Source organism: Microbulbifer maximicatervae (SeqCode), assembly GCF_052468155.1.
Map to the genome: position 1 here is coordinate 561838 of NZ_CP174335.1, position 24264 is coordinate 586101.

Annotated in this window: 18 protein-coding genes; 10 read left to right on the forward strand and 8 right to left on the reverse strand. The window is 48.5% G+C overall.

Annotation, left to right across the window (positions count from 1 at the left end; all coding sequences use genetic code 11):
• Window positions 1-571: 571 nt before the first annotated feature.
• From ACJJIY_RS02310 to ACJJIY_RS02320, 3 genes are all read right to left on the reverse strand, one after another.
• Window positions 572-1399: a DUF417 family protein gene (locus ACJJIY_RS02310; RefSeq protein WP_445359001.1), complete on the reverse strand. Its 828-nt coding sequence runs from the start codon at window positions 1397-1399 to the stop codon at window positions 572-574.
• 155 nt (window positions 1400-1554) lie between these two features.
• Window positions 1555-1923 carry a cupredoxin domain-containing protein gene (locus ACJJIY_RS02315; protein ID WP_282931156.1) on the reverse strand — a complete coding sequence of 123 codons (369 nt, stop codon included), beginning with the start codon at window positions 1921-1923 and terminating at the stop codon, window positions 1555-1557.
• Window positions 1924-4167, reverse strand: coding sequence for a heavy metal translocating P-type ATPase (locus ACJJIY_RS02320; protein WP_445359002.1), 2244 nt, complete (start codon window positions 4165-4167; stop codon window positions 1924-1926).
• A gap of 200 nt (window positions 4168-4367) precedes the next feature.
• Between ACJJIY_RS02320 and ACJJIY_RS02325 the strand changes: the two genes are divergently transcribed.
• The 5 genes from ACJJIY_RS02325 to ACJJIY_RS02345 all read left to right on the forward strand — a co-directional run bounded on the left by ACJJIY_RS02325 (window position 4368) and on the right by ACJJIY_RS02345 (window position 9064).
• Window positions 4368-5675 carry a DnaT-like ssDNA-binding domain-containing protein gene (locus ACJJIY_RS02325; protein ID WP_108734619.1) on the forward strand — a complete coding sequence of 436 codons (1308 nt, stop codon included), beginning with the start codon at window positions 4368-4370 and terminating at the stop codon, window positions 5673-5675.
• Window positions 5587-6252 carry a replication protein P gene (locus ACJJIY_RS02330; RefSeq protein ID WP_445359003.1) on the forward strand — a complete coding sequence of 222 codons (666 nt, stop codon included), beginning with the start codon at window positions 5587-5589 and terminating at the stop codon, window positions 6250-6252. Before ACJJIY_RS02325 ends, ACJJIY_RS02330 begins: the two co-directional genes overlap by 89 nt.
• Before the next feature lie 142 nt (window positions 6253-6394).
• Window positions 6395-7105 (forward strand): outer membrane beta-barrel protein, encoded by a 711-nt coding sequence (locus tag ACJJIY_RS02335; protein ID WP_445359004.1) that lies wholly within the window; start codon window positions 6395-6397, stop codon window positions 7103-7105.
• Window positions 7106-7323: 218 nt separating this feature from the next.
• Window positions 7324-8034 carry an outer membrane beta-barrel protein gene (locus ACJJIY_RS02340; protein ID WP_445359005.1) on the forward strand — a complete coding sequence of 237 codons (711 nt, stop codon included), beginning with the start codon at window positions 7324-7326 and terminating at the stop codon, window positions 8032-8034.
• A 592-nt stretch (window positions 8035-8626) separates the two neighbouring features.
• Complete coding sequence (locus ACJJIY_RS02345; RefSeq protein ID WP_444915449.1) at window positions 8627-9064, forward strand: VanZ family protein; 438 nt, start codon at window positions 8627-8629, stop codon at window positions 9062-9064.
• Here ACJJIY_RS02345 and ACJJIY_RS02350 read toward each other — a convergent pair.
• Both ACJJIY_RS02350 and ACJJIY_RS02355 read right to left on the reverse strand, forming a co-directional pair.
• A complete protein-coding gene (locus ACJJIY_RS02350) occupies window positions 9042-10922 on the reverse strand; it encodes a phytase (RefSeq protein WP_444915448.1) in 1881 nt (626 codons plus the stop codon). The two genes, ACJJIY_RS02345 and ACJJIY_RS02350, sit on opposite strands and share 23 nt — an antisense overlap.
• A gap of 132 nt (window positions 10923-11054) precedes the next feature.
• Window positions 11055-13658, reverse strand: coding sequence for a TonB-dependent receptor (locus ACJJIY_RS02355; protein WP_444934257.1), 2604 nt, complete (start codon window positions 13656-13658; stop codon window positions 11055-11057).
• Window positions 13659-13887: 229 nt separating this feature from the next.
• On the opposite strand from ACJJIY_RS02355, the gene ACJJIY_RS02360 reads away from it, so the two are divergent.
• Window positions 13888-15810: a PhoX family protein gene (locus tag ACJJIY_RS02360; protein ID WP_445359006.1), complete on the forward strand. Its 1923-nt coding sequence runs from the start codon at window positions 13888-13890 to the stop codon at window positions 15808-15810.
• A 111-nt stretch (window positions 15811-15921) separates the two neighbouring features.
• Window positions 15922-17004, forward strand: coding sequence for a phosphate ABC transporter substrate-binding protein PstS (gene pstS, locus ACJJIY_RS02365; protein ID WP_445359007.1), 1083 nt, complete (start codon window positions 15922-15924; stop codon window positions 17002-17004).
• 1 nt (window position 17005) lies between these two features.
• On the opposite strand, the gene ACJJIY_RS02370 is transcribed toward pstS, so the two are convergent.
• Window positions 17006-18868 (reverse strand): sensor domain-containing diguanylate cyclase, encoded by a 1863-nt coding sequence (locus ACJJIY_RS02370; RefSeq protein WP_445359008.1) that lies wholly within the window; start codon window positions 18866-18868, stop codon window positions 17006-17008.
• Between the two features lie 917 nt (window positions 18869-19785).
• On the opposite strand from ACJJIY_RS02370, the gene ACJJIY_RS02375 reads away from it, so the two are divergent.
• Complete coding sequence (locus ACJJIY_RS02375; RefSeq protein ID WP_444915443.1) at window positions 19786-20145, forward strand: putative quinol monooxygenase; 360 nt, start codon at window positions 19786-19788, stop codon at window positions 20143-20145.
• A 128-nt stretch (window positions 20146-20273) separates the two neighbouring features.
• Here ACJJIY_RS02375 and ACJJIY_RS02380 read toward each other — a convergent pair whose 3' ends face one another.
• Together ACJJIY_RS02380 and ACJJIY_RS02385 are read right to left on the reverse strand one after the other, a co-directional pair.
• On the reverse strand, window positions 20274-21008 hold the full coding sequence (locus tag ACJJIY_RS02380) for a sulfite exporter TauE/SafE family protein (RefSeq protein ID WP_445355592.1): 735 nt from the start codon (window positions 21006-21008) through the stop codon (window positions 20274-20276).
• A 150-nt stretch (window positions 21009-21158) separates the two neighbouring features.
• The gene (locus tag ACJJIY_RS02385) at window positions 21159-21767 is read right to left on the reverse strand and encodes a MarC family protein (protein WP_413663436.1); all 609 of its coding nucleotides are present in this window, start codon (window positions 21765-21767) and stop codon (window positions 21159-21161) included.
• Window positions 21768-21923: 156 nt separating this feature from the next.
• On the opposite strand from ACJJIY_RS02385, the gene aceK reads away from it, so the two are divergent.
• Together aceK and ACJJIY_RS02395 are read left to right on the forward strand one after the other, a co-directional pair.
• Window positions 21924-23678: a bifunctional isocitrate dehydrogenase kinase/phosphatase gene (gene aceK, locus ACJJIY_RS02390; RefSeq protein ID WP_445359009.1), complete on the forward strand. Its 1755-nt coding sequence runs from the start codon at window positions 21924-21926 to the stop codon at window positions 23676-23678.
• Between the two features lie 56 nt (window positions 23679-23734).
• Window positions 23735-24244 (forward strand): hypothetical protein, encoded by a 510-nt coding sequence (locus ACJJIY_RS02395; protein WP_444907179.1) that lies wholly within the window; start codon window positions 23735-23737, stop codon window positions 24242-24244.
• Window positions 24245-24264 lie beyond the last annotated feature (20 nt).

The following is a 24264-nucleotide window of genomic DNA, read 5'->3' on the forward strand; positions in this document are numbered from 1 at the left end:
GTTCCATACAAACACAAAAATAAAAACATAAACAATGACAAAATAATCTCTTACAAAATAGAAAAATTACGATCTAAAACAAAAAATAAAACCACAATTTCAGTTAATTAATGCAACATAACATCAATAAAATCGACATTTAGTGGTATTTTATTCCAGCAAGGGCAGTCAGGTATAAATCCGAATATACCGCTTATAAAAATATAAAAACAAAATATGGAAGAACTATGAATTTCACACTTAAGCCCTTCCGAAACTCAATATGAAACCCTAACTAACTCCACCTATCGCTTACCGGCAAAAAAACACGGTGCACCCACGACAAAATAGAAACAGAAAAAATCTAGAAAACAACGGCCAATACTTCTTCTGTAACTAATCGGGCAGAGGGTTTTCCATTGAAAATTAAAAATATTAGTTTTTTAAAGCTTTCACTTCACTGAATTCACGCCGGCCAGATATCCCTGAGCCCACAGAAAATGCCACCTTTCGATAACTTACAAATAGTATTCCCAATGTATCAAAGCTGGCATTTTGGGGGCCTCAGAGCAACTCTTTGACCCCATCAGTTTTAAGATTTAATCATGGAGTTTCTAAAGCCCAAGATTAATATCAGGTTTGCGATAAACCACAGATCTTTAATAATAAAAATACCGCTGGAGCTAAGTTGCCAGGGAGCTACCCAACTGCCTGGATAGGAGTAGAGGAAGGTCTGGGTTGTTATAAATACTGCGGCACAAAGCAATAGTCCCGGCCAAAACAGCTGCCGGATATAAATACCCAAGGCGAGGATAGCCAGCGCAATCAAGTCATATATACCGATAAGATTTGAGGCCACCTGCACGCTAAATAGACTGTATAACCACGACATCAGTGGCGAAGTGCTTACCAGGCCTTCAATCCCCTCAGCCTCAAGCGCTGTGAATTTCATCCCACCAATCCAGAGTAATACCAAGCCGACAGGGAAATAATTGAGCCATATCAGCTTTAGTGGACTCAACGAATCCCTATACAACCAGGTAATACCCAAGGTTAACAGGGCAAAATACTTAATTATCCCCTGTCCTGAGCCAATTGCCGGAAAACCGCCCAGGGAGTCGATCCAATGGCCGCTGCCAAGAAGACTCAGTAGGGGCACTAGCGATATTAGAATCAGAAGGATTGCCAAGGGCTTAATAACCCGCTCAAAGCGAAGGGCGAGTGCCCCCAAAATAGCGGCGACTGAAAAAATAATGGCGGTCAGTAAACGTATAGAGGAAAGCACTTCCTCATTAGTGATACCGTAGAATTCAAATACGCGCTTGATACCACCCCATTGGCCGGAAAAAAGCGCCACCGCAATAAGCGCAAAGGCGATGGCCACCAGGGCGAAGGGAAGTTTTCGAAGAAGAAATGACATTTGTTGACGACCTCTTAACAAATTAGAGCTTAGTCACCAGCCTGACCAGAGCCCCTCTCTCCATACAGGTGAAAGGCAGCTCTGGGGTATTGGTTATATCTATGTCGTCTTGGCCCGGGGAATTATTACACCCCCATAGAGAATCACATTTACTGTTACTCCAGTATCAATGTGCCCCGATACATTTGCATCTGGCAGTTGAACGGGTATTCACCCGGCTCGGCTTTTGGTATTTCCACCAAGGTATCCTGATTCAGGGCAAGCTGAGCGCTGACTTCCAAGTCTGGAAACAATACCCACTCGGAGCAGGGGCTTGGGTCCTCCCGGTGAAAATGCAAAGTCGCTGTGCGACCGGCGGGCAGGCGGATAAGATCCGGTTCGTAAACTCCATCCTTAACCAGAATCTGTAAATTATCCGTGCTCGGCGTCGCCTTACTGGCACTTCTTTTTGGGCCCAACCAAAACCACCAGATAACAGCCAGAATCATCAGCACACCGACGATATTTACGAGAACTTCAGCCATTTAGCGAGCCTCCGATGGTTTAAAGAAGCGCAGGCGGTTGGCATTACTGACCACTGTCAGGGAGGAAAGCGCCATAGCACCACCGGCAACAATGGGGCTCAGTAACATACCCGTAATCGGGTAGAGGACACCGGCGGCGATGGGAATACCCAGAGTGTTATAAATAAAAGCTCCAAACAGGTTTTGCTTGATGTTGTGCAAAGTGGCCCGGGACAACTCCACGGCATTGGCGACCCCGTGCAGGGAGGAGCGCATTAGGGTGACATCGGCGCTCTCAATAGCAACATCGGTACCGGCACCTATCGCAAAGCCCACATCGGCCCGCGCCAGGGCCGGGGCATCGTTAATCCCGTCACCCACCATACCCACTCGCTCGCCTTTTTTTTGTAATTCAGCGACGATCCCCTCTTTATCTTCCGGCAATAGTTCTGCGTGAACCCGATCGATGCCCAGTTGCCGGGCAACCGCTTCGGCACTGCCGTGATTGTCCCCGGTAAGCATTTCAATGCGTAAACCCAGTTTGCTCAGTCGCTCGATAGCAGCTTGCGCATCAGCGCGAATCGGATCGGCTACGGCAATAATCCCCCGCAACTTGCCGTCCACGGCGGCGTACATCACCGTGCGCCCCGCCGTAGCCAACGTGGCTGCCCGCTCACTCCAGGCATCCAGGAAAATGGCTTCCTTTTGCATTAACTTGGTATTCCCCAACAGCACGCGACTGCCACCGATGTCACCACTCACACCGTGAGCTGTGATGGCCTCAAAGTTAGCTGGAGACTGCAATTCAAGGTTTTTTTCGTGAGCAGCCGTCACTATGGCTTCGGCCAAGGGGTGCTCTGAGCCCTGCTCCAGGCTCGCCACCAAGCGCAGCAGTTCATCGCTGTCGCCATCACTATCGATATCTGTCAGACGCGGAGAACCCTCGGTGAGAGTCCCGGTTTTATCCACAACCAGGACATCCAGAGTGCAGGATTGTTGCAGGGCCTTGCCGTTGCGCACCAGTACACCATACTCGGCACCTTTGCCCACCCCCACCATAACCGACATGGGAGTCGCCAACCCCAAGGCACAGGGACAGGCGATAATCAGCACCGAAGTCAGTACTACTAACATATGGGCAACCCGAGGATCGGGGCCCAAGTTGAACCAAACCAGTGCGGCCACCAGGGCAATAATCATCACCACTGGCACAAAGATACCGGATATCTTGTCCGCCAAGCGCGCGATAGGTACCCGGGAGCTCTGGGCATTCTTTACCATCTCGATAATCTGCGCGAGGCGGGTGTCGGAACCCACTTTATCTGCGCGAAACAACAGGCTGCCATTTTTATTTAGGGTGCCGGCGGCGAGGCTGTCACCCTCCGCCTTTTTCACCGGCACTGGTTCCCCGGTGAGCATGGACTCATCCACCAGGCTGCGCCCTTCAAGCACAGTGCCATCCACCGGAATTTTCTCGCCGGGGCGGACGCGCAGCTGGTCTCCCTGCTGCACCTGCTCGATAGGCAGGTCCACCTCTCGGCCATCTCTCAATACCCGCGCGGATGTATCCTGGAGCTCTAACAGCTTCTCCACTGCGGCACTAGTGCGCCCGCGCGCCCGAATCTCCAGTGCCTGGCCGAGGCTGATCAGGCCAATAATCATGGCACTGGCCTCGAAGTACACATGTCGTGCCGCTTCCGGTAAGAGATGGGGAACCAATACCACGATCATAGAAAAGAGCCAGGCCGTTCCCGTGCCCAATGCCACCAGCGTATCCATAGTGGCATTGTGGTGACGCAGTGCCTTCCAGGCACCACTGAAGAAGTTGCCGCCACAGAAGACCAGCACCGCCAGGGTAATCAGTCCCATAACACCCCAGGCCAGCTGCTCCACCGGGGTATTCACCGATACCTTGTCGGTGATCAGCCCCCAGGCCATCATTGGCACGCCCACGCCCAAAGCAAATGCCGAGCGCCACAACTGCTGTCGGTAGTGCCGCTGTGTCTGCTCCCGCTGTTCCGCGCGCTGCTCTCGTTCACTACTTCGCAGGAGTTCAGCGCCGTAGCCCGCGCCTCGGACGGCTTCGATACAGGATTCAGCCTCTGCCGGGCCGTATACCGACAGGATTTTATCGGACAGGTTTACCCGGGCATCAGTCACCCCGGCTACGGCCTTAACCGCAGTCTCAATTTTGTTGATACAACCGGCACAATTGACTCCACTCAAACGGAACACCGTTGGCGCAGATTGTTGCTCCTTCGTCATCTTGCTCTCCCGCAACACCAATTACAGCGACAAAGTTACAACCTTACCGCTAGGGGAAGGCAACAGTTGGCAGCGCACCGCCCGCCGAAATTTCGCAGTCAATTCATCCTTCAGCTTAGTGGCTGGCACCAGGGGCGGGAAAAGGCTGAGGATTCGCCAATGATCGCGCATGCGATGCGCCGGAATGTTATTATCGCGCCATGACACATCCCCTGCTTCCCGAAAGACCCCTGAGTATCTCTCCTTCTCTGGCTGCCACTGTCGGCCTGGAGGAAGCTGTGCTGCTCACTGCACTTGGCGACCTGGCTCCATTCCTTCCCCTGGAGCCCTACGGAGGCCGGGATTGGTATACCGCCGAGGGGGAGCAGCTATATCTGCTGCTGCCCTTCTGGCAGGCAGCGGATATCCAGCGGGTAGCCACCAGCTTGCGCAACCAGGGTGCCCTTCTGCTGGGGGCGGCACCATTCGGCAGTAGTGAGATTCTGAAGTTCGCCCTGCCCGGTGAGTACAAGCGCCCGGTGGCAACACCCCCTACCCCGTCCAACCGCAATGCCAACACTATTGCCCCCAGTTGGCAGCCGGATAGTGAAACCATGGCACGTATCGCCCAACTGGGTATTCCCGAGCACTTTGTAAGGGAGCAATTGCCGGAGTTTGTCACTTACTGGCGCGAGCGCGCCGAGCCCCGTCACTCCTTTGGCTCCCTGTTCCTGCGCCAGGTTAAAAGCAAGTGGGAGGCTTTTCGCGCAACGGCTCAGCGCAAACAGCCACTGCCCAACGGCTGGCAACCCAGCGATGAGACCCTGCGCAAGCTGGCGGACGAGGGAGTCCCCAGCACTTTTGTCGGTCGCGGCCTACAGCGCTTTCTCGATTACCACCGCTCCAGTGGCAAGCAGTCCATTTCCTGGGATTTGGAGTTCAATGACTGGATTATGGAAGACTGGGAAAAGCAGGACACGCCATTTATCGAAAAGCGCAAGCCCACTGCTATGTCCCGCGACTGGCAGCCCAGCGAGCACACCTGGGAGCAGTTACAGCGCCTGGCCATCAATCCGCGCTTTGCTGCCGAATTGCTGCCGGAATTCATTTATAAATGGACCGAGCGCGGTGGCCACAGTGCCCGCTGGGGTGAACTGTTTATCGAGTATGCGCGGGAAGAGTGGGCCTATTACTGCCAGGGTATTGAGAAAAACCCGGTGGCCAAACCCATCTCCCGCAACTGGCAGCCCAGTGGTGACTGCCTGAGTCATTTGATGAACCAATGCGAGATAGATCGCGACTTCGCTCTATCCCTGGTTCCAGAATTTATTATTTACTGGCGCGGTCAAAATGCCGCACGTAAAAGCTGGGACGCCGTATTTGTGCGTCACGCGCGCCACCAGTGGGCGGAGCGCAACAAACTGGCAATAGGAAACTCTTATGGCAATCCACAAGACTCCCACAACAACACCAACCAGCGCACCCGCGACCGGTCAATCGGCGACATACTCACAGACACAAACTGGTAGTGAACAGGGCCATGAACTGCTGAACGAAAAGAAGCGCGCAATCAATGAAGTATTTGCGCTGTTTAAACTGAATTATCATAATCAGTTCAGCGCAGCGTTTCCCGACACTGAAACCCTTCACCACGCCAAGCGCCTCTGGCTGGAGGCCCTGCTTGCTTTCGCTCCCCAGGATATAATGCAGGGTGCCAAGCGAGCGATCCTGCAAAGCGAGTACCTGCCCACCGTACATAAAATGCTGCAGCTGTGCGCCGCTGGGGAGAGTGGTTTACCGGAAGCACGCGCCGCCTATCGCGAAGCCTGCAATGCCCCCAGCCCCAAAACCAATTACAACTGGAGCCACTTAGCGATCTATCACGCAGGGCGGGAATCCAACTGGTTTTTTCTTGCCAATAACCCCGAGTCTATCGCCTACCCAGTCTTTGCTGAGCACTATCGAAAAATATGTGAACGAGTCCTGGGGGGAGAAAAACTAACCGCTCCAGAGCAATTAAAGCTGGAGGAAAACCCCGGCTCACCACTTTCCAAGGAAGAAAATTCGAAAAGACTCTCGGAGATGCGAGCAAAGCTTGGCATTTAGAAATTAACAGCCAACTGCTTACTCTGACTTTGAATACAGGGCCTGATACCTAAAGGCCCTCACGCCAATGACTTGTGAAGTAAAAGCCCTGATCTAGCTTTACTGTGCTTGAAATAAAAATAAACAAAGCACAGGACAGATCATGAATAATTTTAAGACCACCGTAAAAACAAGTTTGTTTTCCAGCCTTATATTCACTTTCGCTACAAATACCAGCGCTGACTTTGCCAACAGGAAATATATTGGGGCTACCCTCGGTGAAACCTCTTATCCTCAATTTTGCTCATCTGCAAACCCCCGGATAAAATCACAGATTCCTCAAGGATCTACAGACGGACGCTTTCATTGCAATAGTAGCGGCAGTACGATTAAGTTTTATGGCGGCTTGCGCTGGAACAGATACCTCGCCCTTGAAATCAGCTATCTAAAACCTTCAGCTGCGCAAAGCAGCTTTTATACCAATAATGAAAATGGAGAGTATGCAAAGGCTGCATACCAGGTTGAGACACATTTATTGACCGCCTTTTTATTGGGTTTTTATCCTGTTAACTCCAATATAAATATGTTTGCCAGAGTCGGGGCTGGAGCTTGGAGAGGAAAATTATCAGAGCAACAATCCGCTCAATTTTATATCCCCCAGCAATTATCCAATGGACAATTCACAACACAACTTCAGACGCTCGATAAAGACAAGTCCCAAAACCACAAAGGCCCTCACTGGGGTGTTGGGGTCGGCATGAATTATATCTATAGGAATCACTGGATTTGGAGACTGGAGTGGGAGAAACTGGAGCCCACTGGAGTAGACTTCAATGCAGAAACACTATCACTGGGTTTAGGGCGGCTTTTTTGAATTTTGTTAATTGACACCTATAACTTTATACAAATTAAATAGAGTTCCCGCGAACTATTACTGGGAACTCTACCTTTAGGCGCCGAATCCAGTTAATAGAGTAGGTCCTACCTTCGATCAATCTAAAAGACGTTATTATTTTGGTGGTTGCCTTAATCAAATTTCACTCTAAAATCAGCTTCAGCGGTCCCCCCATATAAGCTAAACAAGGTCAAACCATGAACCGCTTTAGCCCCCTATTCATTATTTTTCTACTTTCCTTGCCTGCCCTTACTTGCGCCGATTTCTACTCACACAAATATGCTGGTATCTCTTTCGGTAACCAGCATGCCAATAACTTGTGTAGCGAAGCAGAGAAGCGGGTTCAACAAATTGGCGCCAGCTTAGATCAAGTGGATCTCAGTCAGTGTGATGATAAAAATAACGCCTGGAAACTATTTGCAGGAATTCGATGGACACCTTACCTGGCAATTGAAGCCAGCTATCAAAATTTCAATAAGTACCAGCTGGATACCCATATCTCATATGGGGATGGTGAATATTTAAACTATTTCTCTGATTTTGATAGCCAGCTTTTCAATATATTTTCCCTGGCGTATCTTCCCCTGGGAGAGTCATTTAGCTTATTTGGGAAACTTGGCACCGGCATCTGGTACGCGGAAACCAATGAGATTCAGAAGGGTGAAGTTTTTATCCTATACCAGCTTGAAGATGGAAGTTTAATAGAACAATTAACTCCAGTCAGAGGTGAATTAACCGATAGCAGCAATGGATTCCACTGGGCTTATGGTGCTGGTATTAACTATAGCTATAGGGGTAAGTGGAGCCTACGGATAGAGTGGGAACAGTTTTCAAAAATTGGGGGCGATACGTTTCTGGATGAAATAGATAGTGAAGCTATCACTATGGGGTGGAGTATTAACTTTTGATAAAGCAAGGAAGGTTCAACATTAATTATTCCTAGAAAAACAGCTATCAGCTCACCGATTCAAACAATAAAAAAATGAAAAATAAGAAAAAAACCTACAAGCAAAAGATCTAAAAGAATACAGTGAAGACTATAGAGCAAAAATAGAATTTGAAAATCGATTAAAAGATGAACATAAATTAATTAAAACATTTTCACTATTATTTTTCACTATATTACTTATTATTTCAGTTTTTCTTTCGGGTTACGCTCAACGATATGACGAACTTTTAATGGCCATTACCTTTGGGATTATACTTACTTTATACGGTCTTAACTGGCAACTGGAACAGAAGAAAATTAACACCCCCCTATCTGCAGTAATTGCAATAACAAGATGCGGCGCTGTGAATATACCAGCGGATGCAGGTGGCAAGATCTGAGGGGAATCGTCTATCTATGTGAAGACTGCAAGTCAAAAATAATTGATACTGAGCCATCACAATCTGGTTAACTCTCAGTTTTTTAAGGCCTCTCTTTCCTCTCTCATAAGATATAGATAAAATCAACATCTAGACTTCACAAGATTAAACAAAACTGTATCAATAAGTATTATGCCAAGATTTCTCAAGGCTTCAGCCCTACTGTTTTTTCTTTTTATTCTTTGGATTATCTATCTAGCCAATACCGGATCGAATAGTATATTTTTTGACCTTGTCCGTGCTATCCCCTATGGCGATAAACTAGGCCATATCGTCTTGTTTGGTACTTTTGGCCTTATCCTGATACTTGCCACCCGCGCCACTTATTTTAAGCTCGGCTTTATTAGAGTTTACTGTGGTGCTATCGCAGTGCTTGGCTTTGCCCTGATTGAAGAGATAAGCCAGGCATTTGTTCGCTCAAGGACTTTTGACTTACTTGATCTGGCCGCCGATATCGTTGGAGTGTTACTTGCGAGCTCTCTAGTATACTTGGTTCAGAGAGCCCGCAATATTAACAATTTAAACCAGCCTGAAAACCCCGGCGCCACTAGTGAGACAACAGACGATTGACATCCCTCCAATCAACCAATTTAAAATTCTGGGCTGCGCTGGGCATTCGGTTGCGCCCATCCTGAACAACTAACAAACCTTGAGGATATTCCGCACCCAAAGCTGAACTGGTAACGGCCAAACCATCGGTCTCCGAGCTGCCATCCACACCTAGCTGGGAATTCATACCAACCCGAAAATGGGTAATAAATTCATTCCCACTACGGCTGAATAGTACATAGCTATCATTACCTTGACTGGATATCACTAGATAGCCCTTGTCGCCATCCTGATAAAGTGCCAATCCCTCTATATCTGCCACCAGCTTTTCACCATCCACTGCTGCCACCAACTCTGGAGAGGCCTCTGATAAGGACTTTAGGTCCAGCCGCCAAATCCCCCGGTCCTCCTCAGCAAAAAACAGGGTTCCGAACTGGTCATCCACAACACAGCCTTCAACCTGTCCATAGTCATCAAACTGGATACCCTGCTCAATCTCAAACTTATTGGAGGACTCAGAGACATTGATTTTGAGCTGATGCAAGCTGGCCTCCTTATCAGAAACCCAGGCATAAAGCCCACTATCGTCCTGTTGCAGGCACAAGCCATAGGGATCACCAAGCCCTATACCCCGGTATCCCAGGTGCTCCACTTCGCCCATTGCACTGATAGCAAATAGATCCAAACCGGGATTAGTACGATTAGAGGCAACGGCAATCGCATCAATATTAGGGTGGGAAATTTTACGGATATCGACATTATTGACCCTGCCCACGGGAAAATGCTGTTTTAACCCGCCGGACAGATGATAGACATTGAGCCCCTTTTTTTTATCTGTAGTAAAAATCAGGCTGTTTGCCGGCGAATGAGAGTTCACCCAAATAGCGGGATCATCAGCAGCATCACCATAAGAGTGAACGGGGTCAGTTTGTCCCCTGGCGGCAACAGTGGGAATAATTTCAAGCGGATTATCTGTAACGCTGGTCAGCTTGTTATTTATCGGGAAATAGGTTATTTCACTCTGCTTATCATTTAGCACGGCCAACCTATCACCAAAAACTGCAATAGAGGCAGGACTTTCTGCAGGCAATGTCCAAGACTGGTCGGGCCTACCACTTCCTGACAAGTCGAAAACTTGTACTCCCTGTTCCACAGCAATCCAGATTTGGTCCTGCTGATAATCCAGTTGCAAGCTGCCGAAATCATCACCGAGCTGTTTCGCCGAGATTAAAAACTCACGCTCCTCATCTCGCTCTGCATCGGCATTCAATGCCAATATCCCTATAGGCGGCTGTGATACCAGTAATCGCCCCCGACGGTTATCCACGCTACAACTATTAACCTCCTCCCCCAAATATATTGGGCGGATCTCGGTAAAGTCCCAGTGCTCATCACTGGGAGAAAGCAGGTACTCAAATCCCAGTCCGTCCTCTCCAATGGCAAACAGGTGATCTCTTCCTGCTTGTAGTGAAAAACAGAGTGCGCTCACAGGCTTGGCACTCTCAAGCTTTCCTAAAAGTTGAAGCTGCAAATCATCGTTTAGATCAGTAAATAATTGATATAGATGTAATTCTGCTTCCTGCTCTTCGTAAGCGGCCACCAGGTAGCTACCATCTTCTCTTGGCTGAATTACAAGTGCCTCTACTCTGCCATCCTTTTGAACTTGTATTTCTGCGGAATCATCTACAAGCACCAGCCCCTTATCTTTACTGGATAGCAACAAGTATTGCTGCTCAAGGAAACTGACCAGCTGAATCTGTTCAGCTATCACCCCCTTTAAAGATATGATCTTTTGCGAAGATAATCTTTGACTACCCTTTTCAAGATCGCATCCCAGTAATATAAGGCAGGACAAAACACCCACTATTGAAAAACGCATAATAAAACCTGCTCAGGATTTACCGGAAAATAACAGAAAATATTACTTTTGCAAAAAACAAAACCCCCACAATATTGCAGGGGCTTTATCAAGGTAAGAATTTACACTAACCAAAAAATTCCAGTTAAAATTTTAGAAAGTGCTGTAGCTCAACCCAATCGCATAAGTCGGACCGTATTCTTCGTACTGACCATTAAACCCAGACGTGTGAACATAGTAAGGCTCATCCGTGAGGTTAACCCCAGTAAAAGTGAGTTGAAGGCCATTATCAAAGCGGTAGCGGGCCGACAAATCCAATTGCAAATGGTCTTCTTCGTAGCGGTCATTGACCTCATTTTCAAGGTCTACTTCCAGCAGGCGTTCACTGCGGAAAGCTGCTGACAGGCGCATACTAAAGGCATCGCGTTCATAGCCTACAATAAAGTTGCCGACAAAATCCGCCTGGGAAGGCATAGATATTTTGTCACTGCGATCACTGCTATTGAGACCCAGATCAGCTTCTGAATCGGTTAATGTTGCATTAGCCCTGAGTAAGAACCCATTTTCAAAACCTTGGGTCCAGGCCAGTTCGGCACCGCTGATACGGGCGTTGTCTCCGTTAATCGGTTGCCATACTTCAGCATCATCAACCGCTAAATTCCCTACAAAACGGGTAAAATCGGTATTACTGGAAACCTCAGACATAACAATAAAGTTATCGATACTCTTATGGAAAAGTCCCACAGAGAACATACCCAGGTCGTCCGCATAGTATTCGGCAGAGAGGTCGATATTGCGGGATTCATAAGGGTCTAATTCTGGATTTCCAGCTTCAACCTCCAGTTCCCCATCATCGTATTCAATTTTGGCCGGAGAGGGGTTCAAATAGCCAAATGATGGACGCGATAAGGACTCCGAATAAGCTGCACGGAGAACAACATTATCGTTGTAATCAAACTTGTAATTAATACTGGGGAAGAAATTGTCGTAGTCCCGCTCGTAGTTAACCTTAGTGGCATAAACCTCTTCTGCAATTAAATCGGCACCCGGCAGGGGCTCTTCCGACTCTGCCACATTCACTCCTTCAGCAGTAAATTCGGTGCGCTCATAGCGAACCCCAAAAACCAGCTGGGAGCGATCCAACTCAATAGAATTCATCACATACAAGGCCGTGATGTCTTCATTCATTGCGTAGTCACGGGCGGATGCCAAAGCGGTCTCCGTCTCATCTATGTCAAAATCACTGAGGTTAGCATTGATAAAACTATTCAGGCTTCCAACATTGACGCCAGGTCCAAATGCATCCAAACCATAATCGATACTATTGCGAGAAAAGTCCGCCAGAGTGTAATCCCCACCAAACCCTTCATATACAGTCGCATTTAAGTCACCAGCCTTTTCTCGCTGACGCTCATGTAATCCGAATTTAACTACTGAAGGATTGCCAGCCCAATCAATTTCTCTACTGATATCAATACGGAAGCTAATTTCTTCATCTTCAGTAAAGTTATCTTCAATGACCAACTCATCGAGTTGATAACTGGCCGGGTCCAATACTGCTTCAACATCCTCACTTCCCACCGCCATACGGGGAGTATCACCAGCTTCAACATACCCCAAACGCAGGGAGTCCAAGACAAAATCGGTATCGCGTCGATTGGGTTCAGATTCCTCTGCATGGGAATATCCCAAGGCATAGGACAATCCCCATTGCTCAAAATCATGCTCGCCACCAAATACCGCAGAAATAATTTCCTGTTCTTCCAGGCGGTCCTTCAGGGACTTCTCCAACGCGGCCTCTTCCCATTCTGCCGAGTTGGCTGAAATAGTCTCCGGCTCATCGCGCTCATCATCGAGTTTCCAGGAATTGCGCTGGCGAATTTCCTGATCAGAAAAATCGGAGTACAAGCTGTGGAGATAGATACTGGAGTCACTGCCCAGGTCCAGGTCGAAGTTGGCAGCAACGCCTGTGCGCTCCCTGGTAATGCTGTAATCTCGATGTTCTATTTCGGTCGCGCCCTTAGCGACAGAGCCATCTTCAGCCGTCAGCTCTTCCCAGCTACCGTCAGTCTCAATATTATCTGAGCCAAAATCCCGCTCCTGGTGACTTAGCGCCAGGGCCACCCCAAGACGGCGCTCGCCAGCAAGTTCAAAAATATTGGTCATGGTCGCAGCCACTTTGGGGCTGTACTCTTCCTGCAGCTCACTGTAACTATTCTCTACGCTGAACTTGTAGCGATTGCTGTCATAATCCAGGGCATTCAGACTTTTGATCTCAATGGCACCGCCAATAGAATCTGCGCTCATATCTGGCGTAAGCGTTTTAAACACCTCCAAACTCGCCAATAAGTCCGATGGAATAACGTCCAGGGCTACCGCCCGAGTGTTTGTTTCCGGTGCCGGCAGGCTCACTCCGTTAATTGTCGCCGCATTCAAATTTGGGTCTATACCCCGAACCCCGACAAAACGACCTTCGCCCTGATCCCTTGCAATAAATACCCCCGGCATCCTCTGTAACGCTTCCGTGACATTGGCATCGGGGAGTTCACCGATCGCATCAGATGTTTGCACCGCTACGACTTTATTGGCATCGCGCTGCCGATCCAAATCGCTGCGCGCATTACTCGCCTGAGCAGTAACTGTCACAGTTTCCATAGCCTGGTCATTCTCTGCGACAGTATTCGCGCTAATGATGGCAGTCGCCAGAGCCGCCAATGGCATTCCCAGTAACCGCAAGCCTGAAGTTCTGTATTTCATTGCGTCCCACTCCCACTTTGCCGGTGGCTTATTGAATTGGACGCAGACTAGAAGGCCGCTATGAACTTTACGTGACATTTTTTTTAAGCTTGTCATCACATAGTCAATTAGTACTGCAACGATAGATGTAAGCCCTGCTATTTACACAGATATCAATCGCCTTAAAAAGAATCATCAAGGCAATTAACAGTAAAAAGCGTCATATATTGAAGCCAAATATGGAGCAGTCATGAACGAAGGCCCCAAAAACCCAGCACGCAGATCTCTATTCAAAGTCCTGGGTGGTGTAACCGCCACCGGTGCTGTAAGCAGCTTACTACCCGGCTGTAGTGAAAGTGAAAAGCCCACACACAACTCCCTCACCTTTAAAGAAATTCCCCATGGCCTGGATTACCAACACCATCTACCAGAGGGTTATAAATCCACGGTTCTATTGAGGTGGGGAGATCCCTTAAATAGAGAGGGAACACCTTTTCAGCCTGAAGAACTTAGTGCCAGTAGCCAGGAGCAGCGATTCGGTTACAACAACGATTTTATTGCTTTTATGCCCTTGGCAAAGGGGGCGAGTTCAACCCAGGGATACCTGCATATACAAAGTAAAAATAGTGATCGCGGGCTTTTATGTGTCAATCACGAATACACCCAGCCCCATCTGATGTTCTCCGGTTATAACGACGAATACAGTGCCACCCGGGGAGTGAGTGCCGAGCATGTGGCCATTGAACAGGCCGCCTGCGGACACTCCATCGTGGAAATTCGAAGAAGTAAACAGGGCTGGAAAGTAGTAGCTGACAGTCCCTATAACCGGCGGATAACTTCTACGACGCCAATGGAAATCACTGGCCCCGCCGCAGGCGACGAACGTTTAAGGACCCGCCAAGATCCCAGCGGAACCCAGGTCCTCGGCACCATAGGTAACTGTGCAGGAGGAAAAACTCCATGGGGAACCGTATTAATTGCCGAAGAGGGGTTTGGCGGCGCTTTTCAGGGAGACCCAAAAAAGCTCGAAGATTCCCGGGAGATCGAAAACCATCAACTTTTTGGTATAAAACCAGAAAATCGCAACTGGGGTGACCACGACCGTCGATTTGATATTCAGGTAGAACCCCATGAGCCCAACCGATTCGGCTGGATGGTGGAGTTTGACCCCTATAACCCCCAATCAAAACCGCGCAAGCTGACCAGTTTGGGGCGTTTTGAGCACGAAGGCTTTACCCTGGTCTGTAAACCGGGACAACCGATCGTTGCTTACGGCGGCGATGATGATGAACATCAATTTGTCTATCGCTATGTATCCCAAGATAACTATCAGCCCGAAGATCCCGATACAAACCGAAAGCTACTCGTTAATGGCACGCTCTATGCCGCGCGCTTTGCCGACGATGGCGGTGGCGAATGGCTGCCGCTGATATATGGCCAGGGCCCACTGACCGCAGAGAATGGTTTTCGCAATCAAGCAGATGTAATGATTGATGCGCGCCGCGCAGCCGCGCTACTGGGAGCCACGCCAATGGATCGGCCGGAGGACGTGGAGACTAACCCCCACAATGATTGCACCTATGTAATGCTGACCAAAAACAAGAAGCGCAGCGATACCGATGCCGCCAACCCCCGCGCCCGCAATACTGCCGGCCATGTATTGGAAATAGCGCCCCCCGGGAAGAAGGGAAACCGCGACCACACAAGCGCACAATTTCAGTGGCAGCAATTTCTACTTGGCGGAAATCCCAATGCTGAAAACCCCGCTGAAAGGGGCGCCTATGGACAGCAGTCCCCTTACGATATCTCTGAGCACGGCTGGTTTGCCAATCCCGATAACGTCGCTTTCGACCCCAGGGGCAATATGTGGATTGCTACTGATGGCTGTGAGCGCTTTGGGTTCCACGATGGACTTTGGGCAATGGCTACTGAAGGGCCTTTGCGAGCGGCACCCAAGCATTTTTTTGGCTGCCCCCAAGGGGCTGAAGTATGCGGGCCGGAATTTACTCCCGATGGAAAAACCCTGTTTATTGCCGTGCAACATCCGGCCGATTCGCGCAACTCCACTTATGACCAACCCCTGCACCGTTGGCCAGATAATAATCCCCTGTTACCGCCTAGGCCATCAGTACTGGCCATTTACCGTGAGGACGACCAAATAGTCGGTAGCTAGGCAATTGATATGACAAACCAGGGACCCTGCTAAAATTTTAATCTAAAGCAGTTTTCGGCCTCTCACCCCGCCTATAGGCAGGTTGTCGGAGGCCTATAAGCCGAGGTCCCTATGATATCGAGGTGTGCAACCCTTTTACGCCGCCTTACCGCTGTGCTGGCAACCGCCAGTTTTATCCTTGCCGTCACACCGGGAACTGCCCAGGTACCAGAAAATCCTGTAAATCTCCGGGGCAGTGGCGCCAGTTTCCCCTATCCAATCTATGTGGAGTGGTTTCGGCAGTTCACCCACCGGGAAAACAATATATTTATTTTCTACGAGATGAGCAGTAGCGGTGACGGCATCAGGGACTTTCTCGGTCATACAGTTGATTTTGCCGCCTCAGATGCCGCTATTGAGATCGATGAGTTACGCAAGCTGAAAGGCGGTGGCGTGGTACTACCGGTTACTGCTGGGGAAGTCGTACTGGTATTTAACCTCCCTGGAATCGACAAGCTCAAACTGTCCAGGGAAGCTTATGTGGGGATTTTCCTCGGAGAAATAACTCACTGGGATGACCCCAAGATCGCAGCTGCAAATCCCGATATCAAGTTGCCCAGAGATGAGATTACCGTTGTCACCCGCTCTGAAAGCTCGGGTACCTCATATATCTTTTCTGGACATATGAGTAGCGTGAGCCAAGATTTTCGCGAAAAAATTGGTTTGGACAGAACACCCAGTTGGCCAAAGTTGCCCAGATTTAAAAGAGCACCGGGCAATCAAGGCGTAGCCGCTAAGGTTCGCAAGAAAGTTGGGGCCATTGGCTATGTCGAGCACGGGTTTGCCCAACTGGTAAACCTGCCTGTGGCTTTACTGGAAAACCGAGCGGGCAATTATATTGCTGCCGGCCCCAAGAGCGGAGCAGAGGCACTATTAGAGGTTGAATTTCCAAAAGCATCACTGCCAATTAGTGGTGCTCCCAACCTTATCGCCTGGATCTGGGACCCCAAGGGAGAAACCGCCTATCCCATTACCAGCTTTTCCTGGCTGTTGCTCTACGCAGACCAGGATGATCAAAAAGCACAAGCATTGCGGCAAATGCTGGTCTTTATGTTGAGCAACGCATCCCAAAGCCAGGCCGGAAGCTTGGGCCTGGTGCCCCTTCCGGAGAATATACGTCAAAAAGTACTCAATGCCGTTACCTACGTACGCTAATTTACGTAGCTTCAGCGCACTCCACAATACGATTACGTCCAGCGCGTTTGGCCTGATACAACGCAGAGTCTGCCCGTCGCATTAGCTCCAGGATGTTTTCTCGCCCCTGAAGGCGGGCGATGCCAATACTTGCGGTAAACTGGGCTTGCCCAACGGCACTTTTAATCACGATTTTAGCGATATCCCGGTGTATACGATTGGCAACCTTCATAGCTCCTTCGACATTGGAGCTGAGTACTAGCGCGAACTCCTCCCCACCAATACGCCCGAAGATATCCACATCCCGCACGTGTTGAGAAATTACTCGAGAAGTCGCACAGAGTGCCTGATCGCCGATTAAGTGGCCATGAATATCATTAACAGATTTAAAATTGTCGATATCCAGCATTAATACACACAATGGCATTTGGTTATTAATTGCCACAGTCACCAGATTACTGGCCTCTTCGAAAAAGCAGCGGCGATTAAAAATACCTGTTAGCGGGTCTGTGCGCGCCTCTTCTTCAGCCTTGGATTTAGCGTATTCCAATTCCTGTGTGCGAAGTTTTACCTGTTGCTCCAGCTCGGTTCTCGAGGCTTCCAGGTGTAGTAGATACCTTTTTTCTGCAGTCTCTTTTTGTTGCCTTAAACGTTTTACCAGTAATCCGATAGCTATCATTATTGCCAACATCTCAACAAAAGAGGCAACCGGGGGCCAATAATAATTAATTGGATTGTGCACCACATAACCGAGATCCCTCATCGCCTGCACCAAAAGCCCCAACACCAAAACGCCCCAGGCTAAAGCAAAAACGGCCGCAGAAGTATCCCCCTGCCGCCAACGTCCCAGTGCGACAACAACAACGCCAGGATAGAAAAACAGAGCGAGCATCATAGAGATGTGCCCCAGAGCCTCCCACTGCAGTACAACGCAAATAACCAGGAATAAACCGTTGAGTAAAATTAATTTTAAAAAGTAATCCAGTCTTGGCGTGTACTTTGCCGTTTCAAGAAAGTATCGGGCAAAAAGAATTCCGGTCAGGATCGCCACAGCACTACTAATCGATTGATAGCGCCAATCAAATTGCTCTTGGAGCAAATATTGATGGGTATATCCCAGTAAAGACCCCCACACCCAAATTTTCGTTACAGAATATAAAGAGTATAGATACAGGATATTCTTACGCGCAGCAATAGCACCAATCAGCGCAAGAATGGCCATCAAAAAATAACCACCAAAAAGAAATGACGTTAAAATGGCCTCAGCCTTACTCCTCTCTTCAAGTTGTTCAGGTCTCCAAATACGCATACTGGGAAAGGCAACACCCAAAACTCCAACATCAAATTTAACCATCATTTCCTTTGATGCGAAGGGGGGGATTTTAAGTGGGAACGCAAAACGATGATGCTTGATTTTTCGACTGGAAAAAGGCTGGTTCGCAGACAGACTTGCCAGTTCAGTGTAAGGCTGACTGCCGCCCTGAATCCTAGAAAAGGCCGTCAGCCCATCGAGCTGGTTATCCACATATTCAATTGAGACATAAACTGTTTCACTACTGGAGTTTTTTAATATGAAGTGAGACCAGAAGGCTCCGGATTTAAGTCCGGTAGATCCGGCAGTCCCCAGGGGAAGAAAAAGTTTATTTTTGTAAGCTTTTTCAGCTTCAATAATGTTTCCAAACCCCGATGGTTCATGCCAAATTGCATTTAGGCCACTCGGTTTACTTCCTCCCTCCAACGAGGTGACATCCACGACCGTATGGGGGTAGCTGGGCATAGAAAGAAGTATGACAAACATCAGCACTGCACAACAAACCAAACGGTAGTGCCATTTAGGGCCACCCTTTTGAGTCCACAGTTCAAATTCACCAATTGTTTTTTTCATTCTTACTATGTAGATGCGCAACAATTTCCGTCTTCATAAAGATCAAATCAGTCATAATGGATACTGACTTCCAAAGTAAATTGATGATGCTTTTTGTATTTCAGAGAAATAGCTTCCATACAAGAAAGTCATCAATTCATACTTACATAAAATAGCTATGTATGAATTCTACAAGTCCGCACCTGTACAAAAAACACACTAGCAAGGACTTTAAATTATCAGGTACAACTTTTTTCTGCTCCCCCTATTTGGCAGTTTCACTTTTCATTTATCAAGCGCTTAAGTAATGTGTTTTATGCCTTTTAGCTTGAAATAAGGGTACACAGGCTGTTACGCCGTCTTACACCTTGGGGCTAAGCCTTAAAGTCAGGTATTAATTAGGATACAAAATCTTAAATACGCCAAAGAGAAAATTCCTGTTAACGATTACATTTGACTACCCACATCAAATTTAAATATTGTCTCTAGAACGCTAAATTTAGAAATTTTTGCTGATCCGGGGATCTCATCATTGTTTACCAATCAGTACATATAGAAAATATGCCACTCTTAGATATTAAGGAGCCTCTAAAGAACAGCTGAATACAATTGGGCTTATCTCACAACCCAAGCATTGAACCCTCCCTTAGACCAAACAATGAACCAATAGTCATTCCTGAAGCAGGTTTCTTATACAAGTAGCCCGGTGAGGTTCAGTGCAACTGGAGAGCTATCAAATAGCTAGCCTTACCAAACTAGACGCCACGATGTCGTCTACAATATCTAGGACCATCACTTGATCTTCTTCCTGAGTAGAGCAGTTACTCCCCCTCTGGTATTTAGCGACAGGTTGCTTATCAGTCAGCATGCTCCCAGGACCTAAAAATTGTTGCTCTACCACTTATGTCAAAGCCTCTTAAACCGTATTGGAGATACTTATGTTTAATAATGTTGGCTGGCTTGTGGAGGCGAAAATAAAGAACGGACAAGAGCAGGCCTTTAGGTCAATTGTTGATGAAATGGTAGAGGTAGTCTCGCAGAAAGAAGCGGGGACATTGAATTACCAGTACTATATTTCTGATAGTGGAGAAATTATTGTATACGAGCATTTCAAAGATGTAAGTGCCGCACATAAACATGTGGATACCTGGGAGAATTATTCAGAGCGCTGGCTCAAGACGGCAGAACCCACTCGCGTTATCTATTTAGGCGATCTTCCCAAAGATCTTCAGGCACGCCATGCAGGCCTACCCCCCCAGCAGTATCACACCTATGCAGGATTCGAACGCAGCCATTAATAAACTGAATATAAAAAATTATACTAATTCTTATGATGATAGTATTGTAATTAGGAGAGCGAATTTTAATTCTTTGCTTTCCAAACGGTTAGTTCTGGCAATAAATTATAAACACTATCCCTATAAATCTAAACCATGTCATAAAGCGCTTTTATCACTAATACCAAGCCACACAAAAACATTACCAATAGAGTGTATTTCCTAAATTTTTTAAAGCTGACCTGATTCAATCTCCTTTTAGCGAGGGTTACACCAATAATCCCCCCAAGCCCAGCCGCCACACCATAGAATGCCAACTCTAGGGATACCGCCGAGAATGTAATATAAGTTCCCAGCTTTACAAGCTGCATTAACAGCCCATTAAAGGCCTTAGTGGCTATCAGGGATTCTTTCTCGAGACCATAATTCAGCAAGAAAGGGTTCTTAAGTGGACCCATTGCCCCAATAAGACCGGAAGCAAAAGCAGTCACCAATCCCAGAGGTAAAAAATAGGGAAGTGACATGGGAAAAGATCTTTCCCTATGGCCAAAGCGATACTGAAGTATCGTGGACATTAAAAAAAGCCCAACCACTATTTGTATCCACTCTGGGGACATCTGTGTATAGGAATATGCACCTAGCAATGCCCCGACTAAGCTTCCCGGGGTAAGCCAGCGTACTACCCGCCAATCAATATAGGACCAAAAAACCAGTGCCCGGTATGGCGAAGCCAGGCACTTGGCAATGGTTACCGTTGGTGCAACCAGGTGTGGACCAACGATAAAGCTAATCACTGGAACAAGGAGCAGTGCCCCGCCCCCGGCCGCAAGCGTACTGATATACCAAATCAAGACGCCAAAAATCAGCAGCAATAGCTCTATCATTTTACCGCTTCAGAAGTCACCAAAATCACAGTGAATAAAGTAGAAATTCAGGCTTGGGCGCAATTCCAACACCTAACCGGTAATCCAATACTCTCTTCACTAGAAGAAATGCAGCCTTAGCTCAACCAGTACAAAACCAAATGCCAGTAGCTAAATTGAAAAGAACTGCTGAATCCCGACAAGTACATTGGTTGTTGCTACGGAGGCCAGGATCAGCCCCATAACGCGACTTACGATACTGGCCCCGGCATCACCAATAAATCGATATATCCAGTTGGCAGTTAGCAGCAGCAATATCACTATCGCCAACACCGCTACCATGGCAGATGCTGTACTCAGCTGATGAACCACATCAAATCGATGGTTATCTGTGAGTACCACAGCCGCGAGCATGGCTCCGGGTGAGGCAATGGAGGGCACCGCAAGAGGGAAAATCGCTGTCTCATGCCCCTCACGGATGATTTCTATCTCCTGCTCTGGCTTGCTCTCACCAAATATCATGGTTAAGGCAAACAGGAACAGGACGACGCCTCCAGCTACCTGAAATGCAGAAAGGGGCACGCCAATCGCCTCGAGGAAGAATTGCCCTGCGACCAAAAAGAACAACAAGATCCCGGTTGCGACGAGTACTGCCAGCCAGGCTATCCTGCGCTTTTGCCACTCTGCATGTCGTGAAGTGACTGCGATAAACACTGGCAGAGTACCCACCGGGTCAATCACAGCAAAGAAAAAGACAAAGCTACTGATCCAATCGTTCAATTGGGACTCCGACGTGCCGTGCTACTATCCGCTTAATTAGAGCCCCAGGCAGTATGGGCAGGACCGGAGCGAGGTGTGCTTAGGGGGTCCAACGCCGTTATCTACGGTAACTGCTGGCGCAAGCGTAACTTGTAACTTAGAAAAAAAGTCTAGTGCATGACGAATCACTCACCGACCGCCCGACGCATCGCTAAAACCATCCTCAATGGTTTTGACGCCTATTTCGCAGACTATCAGAACATCACTTTGGGCGCCAAGGCCCGCTTTGAAACCGCCTCCTGGCAGGCGGCACATGAGGCCAATAAAGCCCGGATCGATCTGTACAAAACCAAGGTCACCCAAGTGGTGGACCTGGTCCATTCGGTAACCAGCAAGGACACCAGCCAGCTGGAGCTGTGGCGTGATGCCCGCGCCACTTATGCACAGCTGATTGCCAATCACAGCAATTATGAGATCGCCGAGACCTTTTTTAACTCGGTGTTTTGCAGCCAGTTTCACCACACCAACATTCACGACAGCAATATCTTCGTCAAGCCGTCCCGAGCACCGGAAGACAAACCGCTACGGGATTACAGCATCTATATCAGTTACAGCGGCCGCCACGGCCTCGAGTGTATGATCGAAGATATTCTCAAGGATTTCAGCTTCTCCACGCCCTGGGAGAATATGGAGCGCGACATTGCCCATATCTGCGAATCCCTGCGCAGTGCACCTCTGGCGAATGTGGACAGCGAGAAACACTTGCGGGTGGATATGCTGGAGTCTGTTTTCTACCGTAACAAAGCAGCCTATCTGGTGGGGCGCATTATCCTGAACGGCGAAGTTATCCCCATGATCCTGCCCTGCCTAAACAACGGGCGCGGCGGTATTTTTGTGGACACCCTTATCTACAATAACGACTCCGCCAGTATCATTTTCAGCTTTACCCGTTCCTACTTTATGGTGGATGCGCCAATCCCCTCCCGCTTTGTGCGCTTCCTGTCCACCATTATGCCGCTCAAGGAGAAGTCTGAGCTTTACAACTCTATCGGCTTCCACAAACACGGTAAGACCGAGTTCTACCGCCATATCCTCGCCCATATGAAGGTCAGTAACGACAAGTTTGTTATTGCACCGGGCATTAAAGGGATGGTGATGAGTGTATTCACATTGCCCTCCTACCCGGTGGTATTTAAAGTCATTAAAGATGAGTTCGACCAGCCGAAAACTGTCACCGAGAAGATCGTAAAGGAAAAGTACAAGTTCGTATCCCGCTCTGACCGGGTCGGCCGTATGGCTGACACCCAGGAGTACTCTTACTTTATTTTCTACCGCAATCGCTTCAGTGAAGAGCTGATCAAAGAGCTGCAGGAAGTGGCACCATCAAAACTGATCATTGATGAGAAGCGGGTCATCATCAAACATCTATATGTAGAGCGGCGTATGGAACCGCTTAACCTCTACCTGCAACACGCCAATGAAGAGCAAACCAAGGAGGCCATGGAAGAGTATGGCAATGCCATCAAACAACTGGCAGCCGCGAATATCTTCCCAGGCGACATGTTGCTGAAAAACTTTGGGGTTACCCGTCACGGGCGGGTAGTCTTCTACGATTACGATGAACTCTGCCCATTGACGGAATGTAACTTCCGCAAGATTCCCGAAGCTCATACCTCTGAGCAGGAGCTGGCCGACAAGCCCTGGTATACCGTCGCAGAAGCCGACGTCTTCCCAGAAGAATTCCGCCTGTTCTTCTCTGGCAATCCCACCGCGCGCGCTGCATTCGAAAAGCAGCACGGCGATTTATACAACTATCGCTTCTGGAAACTCTTGCAAGATCGTATTCGCGCCGGACATGTGGAGAGTGCTTTCCCCTATCGACGCAAGTGGCGTTTCCCGCGCCGTTCCCATAACCGTGCACAACAAAAGTAGACGACCAATCTATGACTATATTGGTAGGAGGACTTTTCCAAGGGAGCGGATAATCCGTGCATATTTTTCGCTGGGCTCTAGTTGCCGCAACTGTTTCCCTGCTGACGACCAGCGGTTGCGGCTATTTCCCCAGCGAGATGTCCATCCCCGGTAAGCTTCCGCCGGCAAAGCGCCCACCACCTTACGCACGAATCACAGGAAAACCCCACGTAGTTAGCTGCGCAACCCCCGCCCGGGGGTTTCCAACCCTGTCCTTTGATGAAGTGTTTACTTTTACCGAAAATCCGCGACAACCATTCGTAGAGTCATACGGCCTCCCCCAACAGTTCGACGTGATTGCCTATGTCTGGGGCGCGGAAAGGTGTACGCCAGCAGCCTTCTGTAACTATGGAGATTATTACCAGCTGCTGGGACGCGGACCTAGAGGCGACTTTGCGACCTGGATCTCAACACCGCAATATCCTCGTATTACGATTCAATCCCCCTGCGGCCAGCGGCTGAAGGTGGGCCAGGGATATCGTTTTTCATTTAGTGATGGACAACTGGTGGGATTTAGCCCCAACTGAAAAAAGAGTTGCCACTAGCG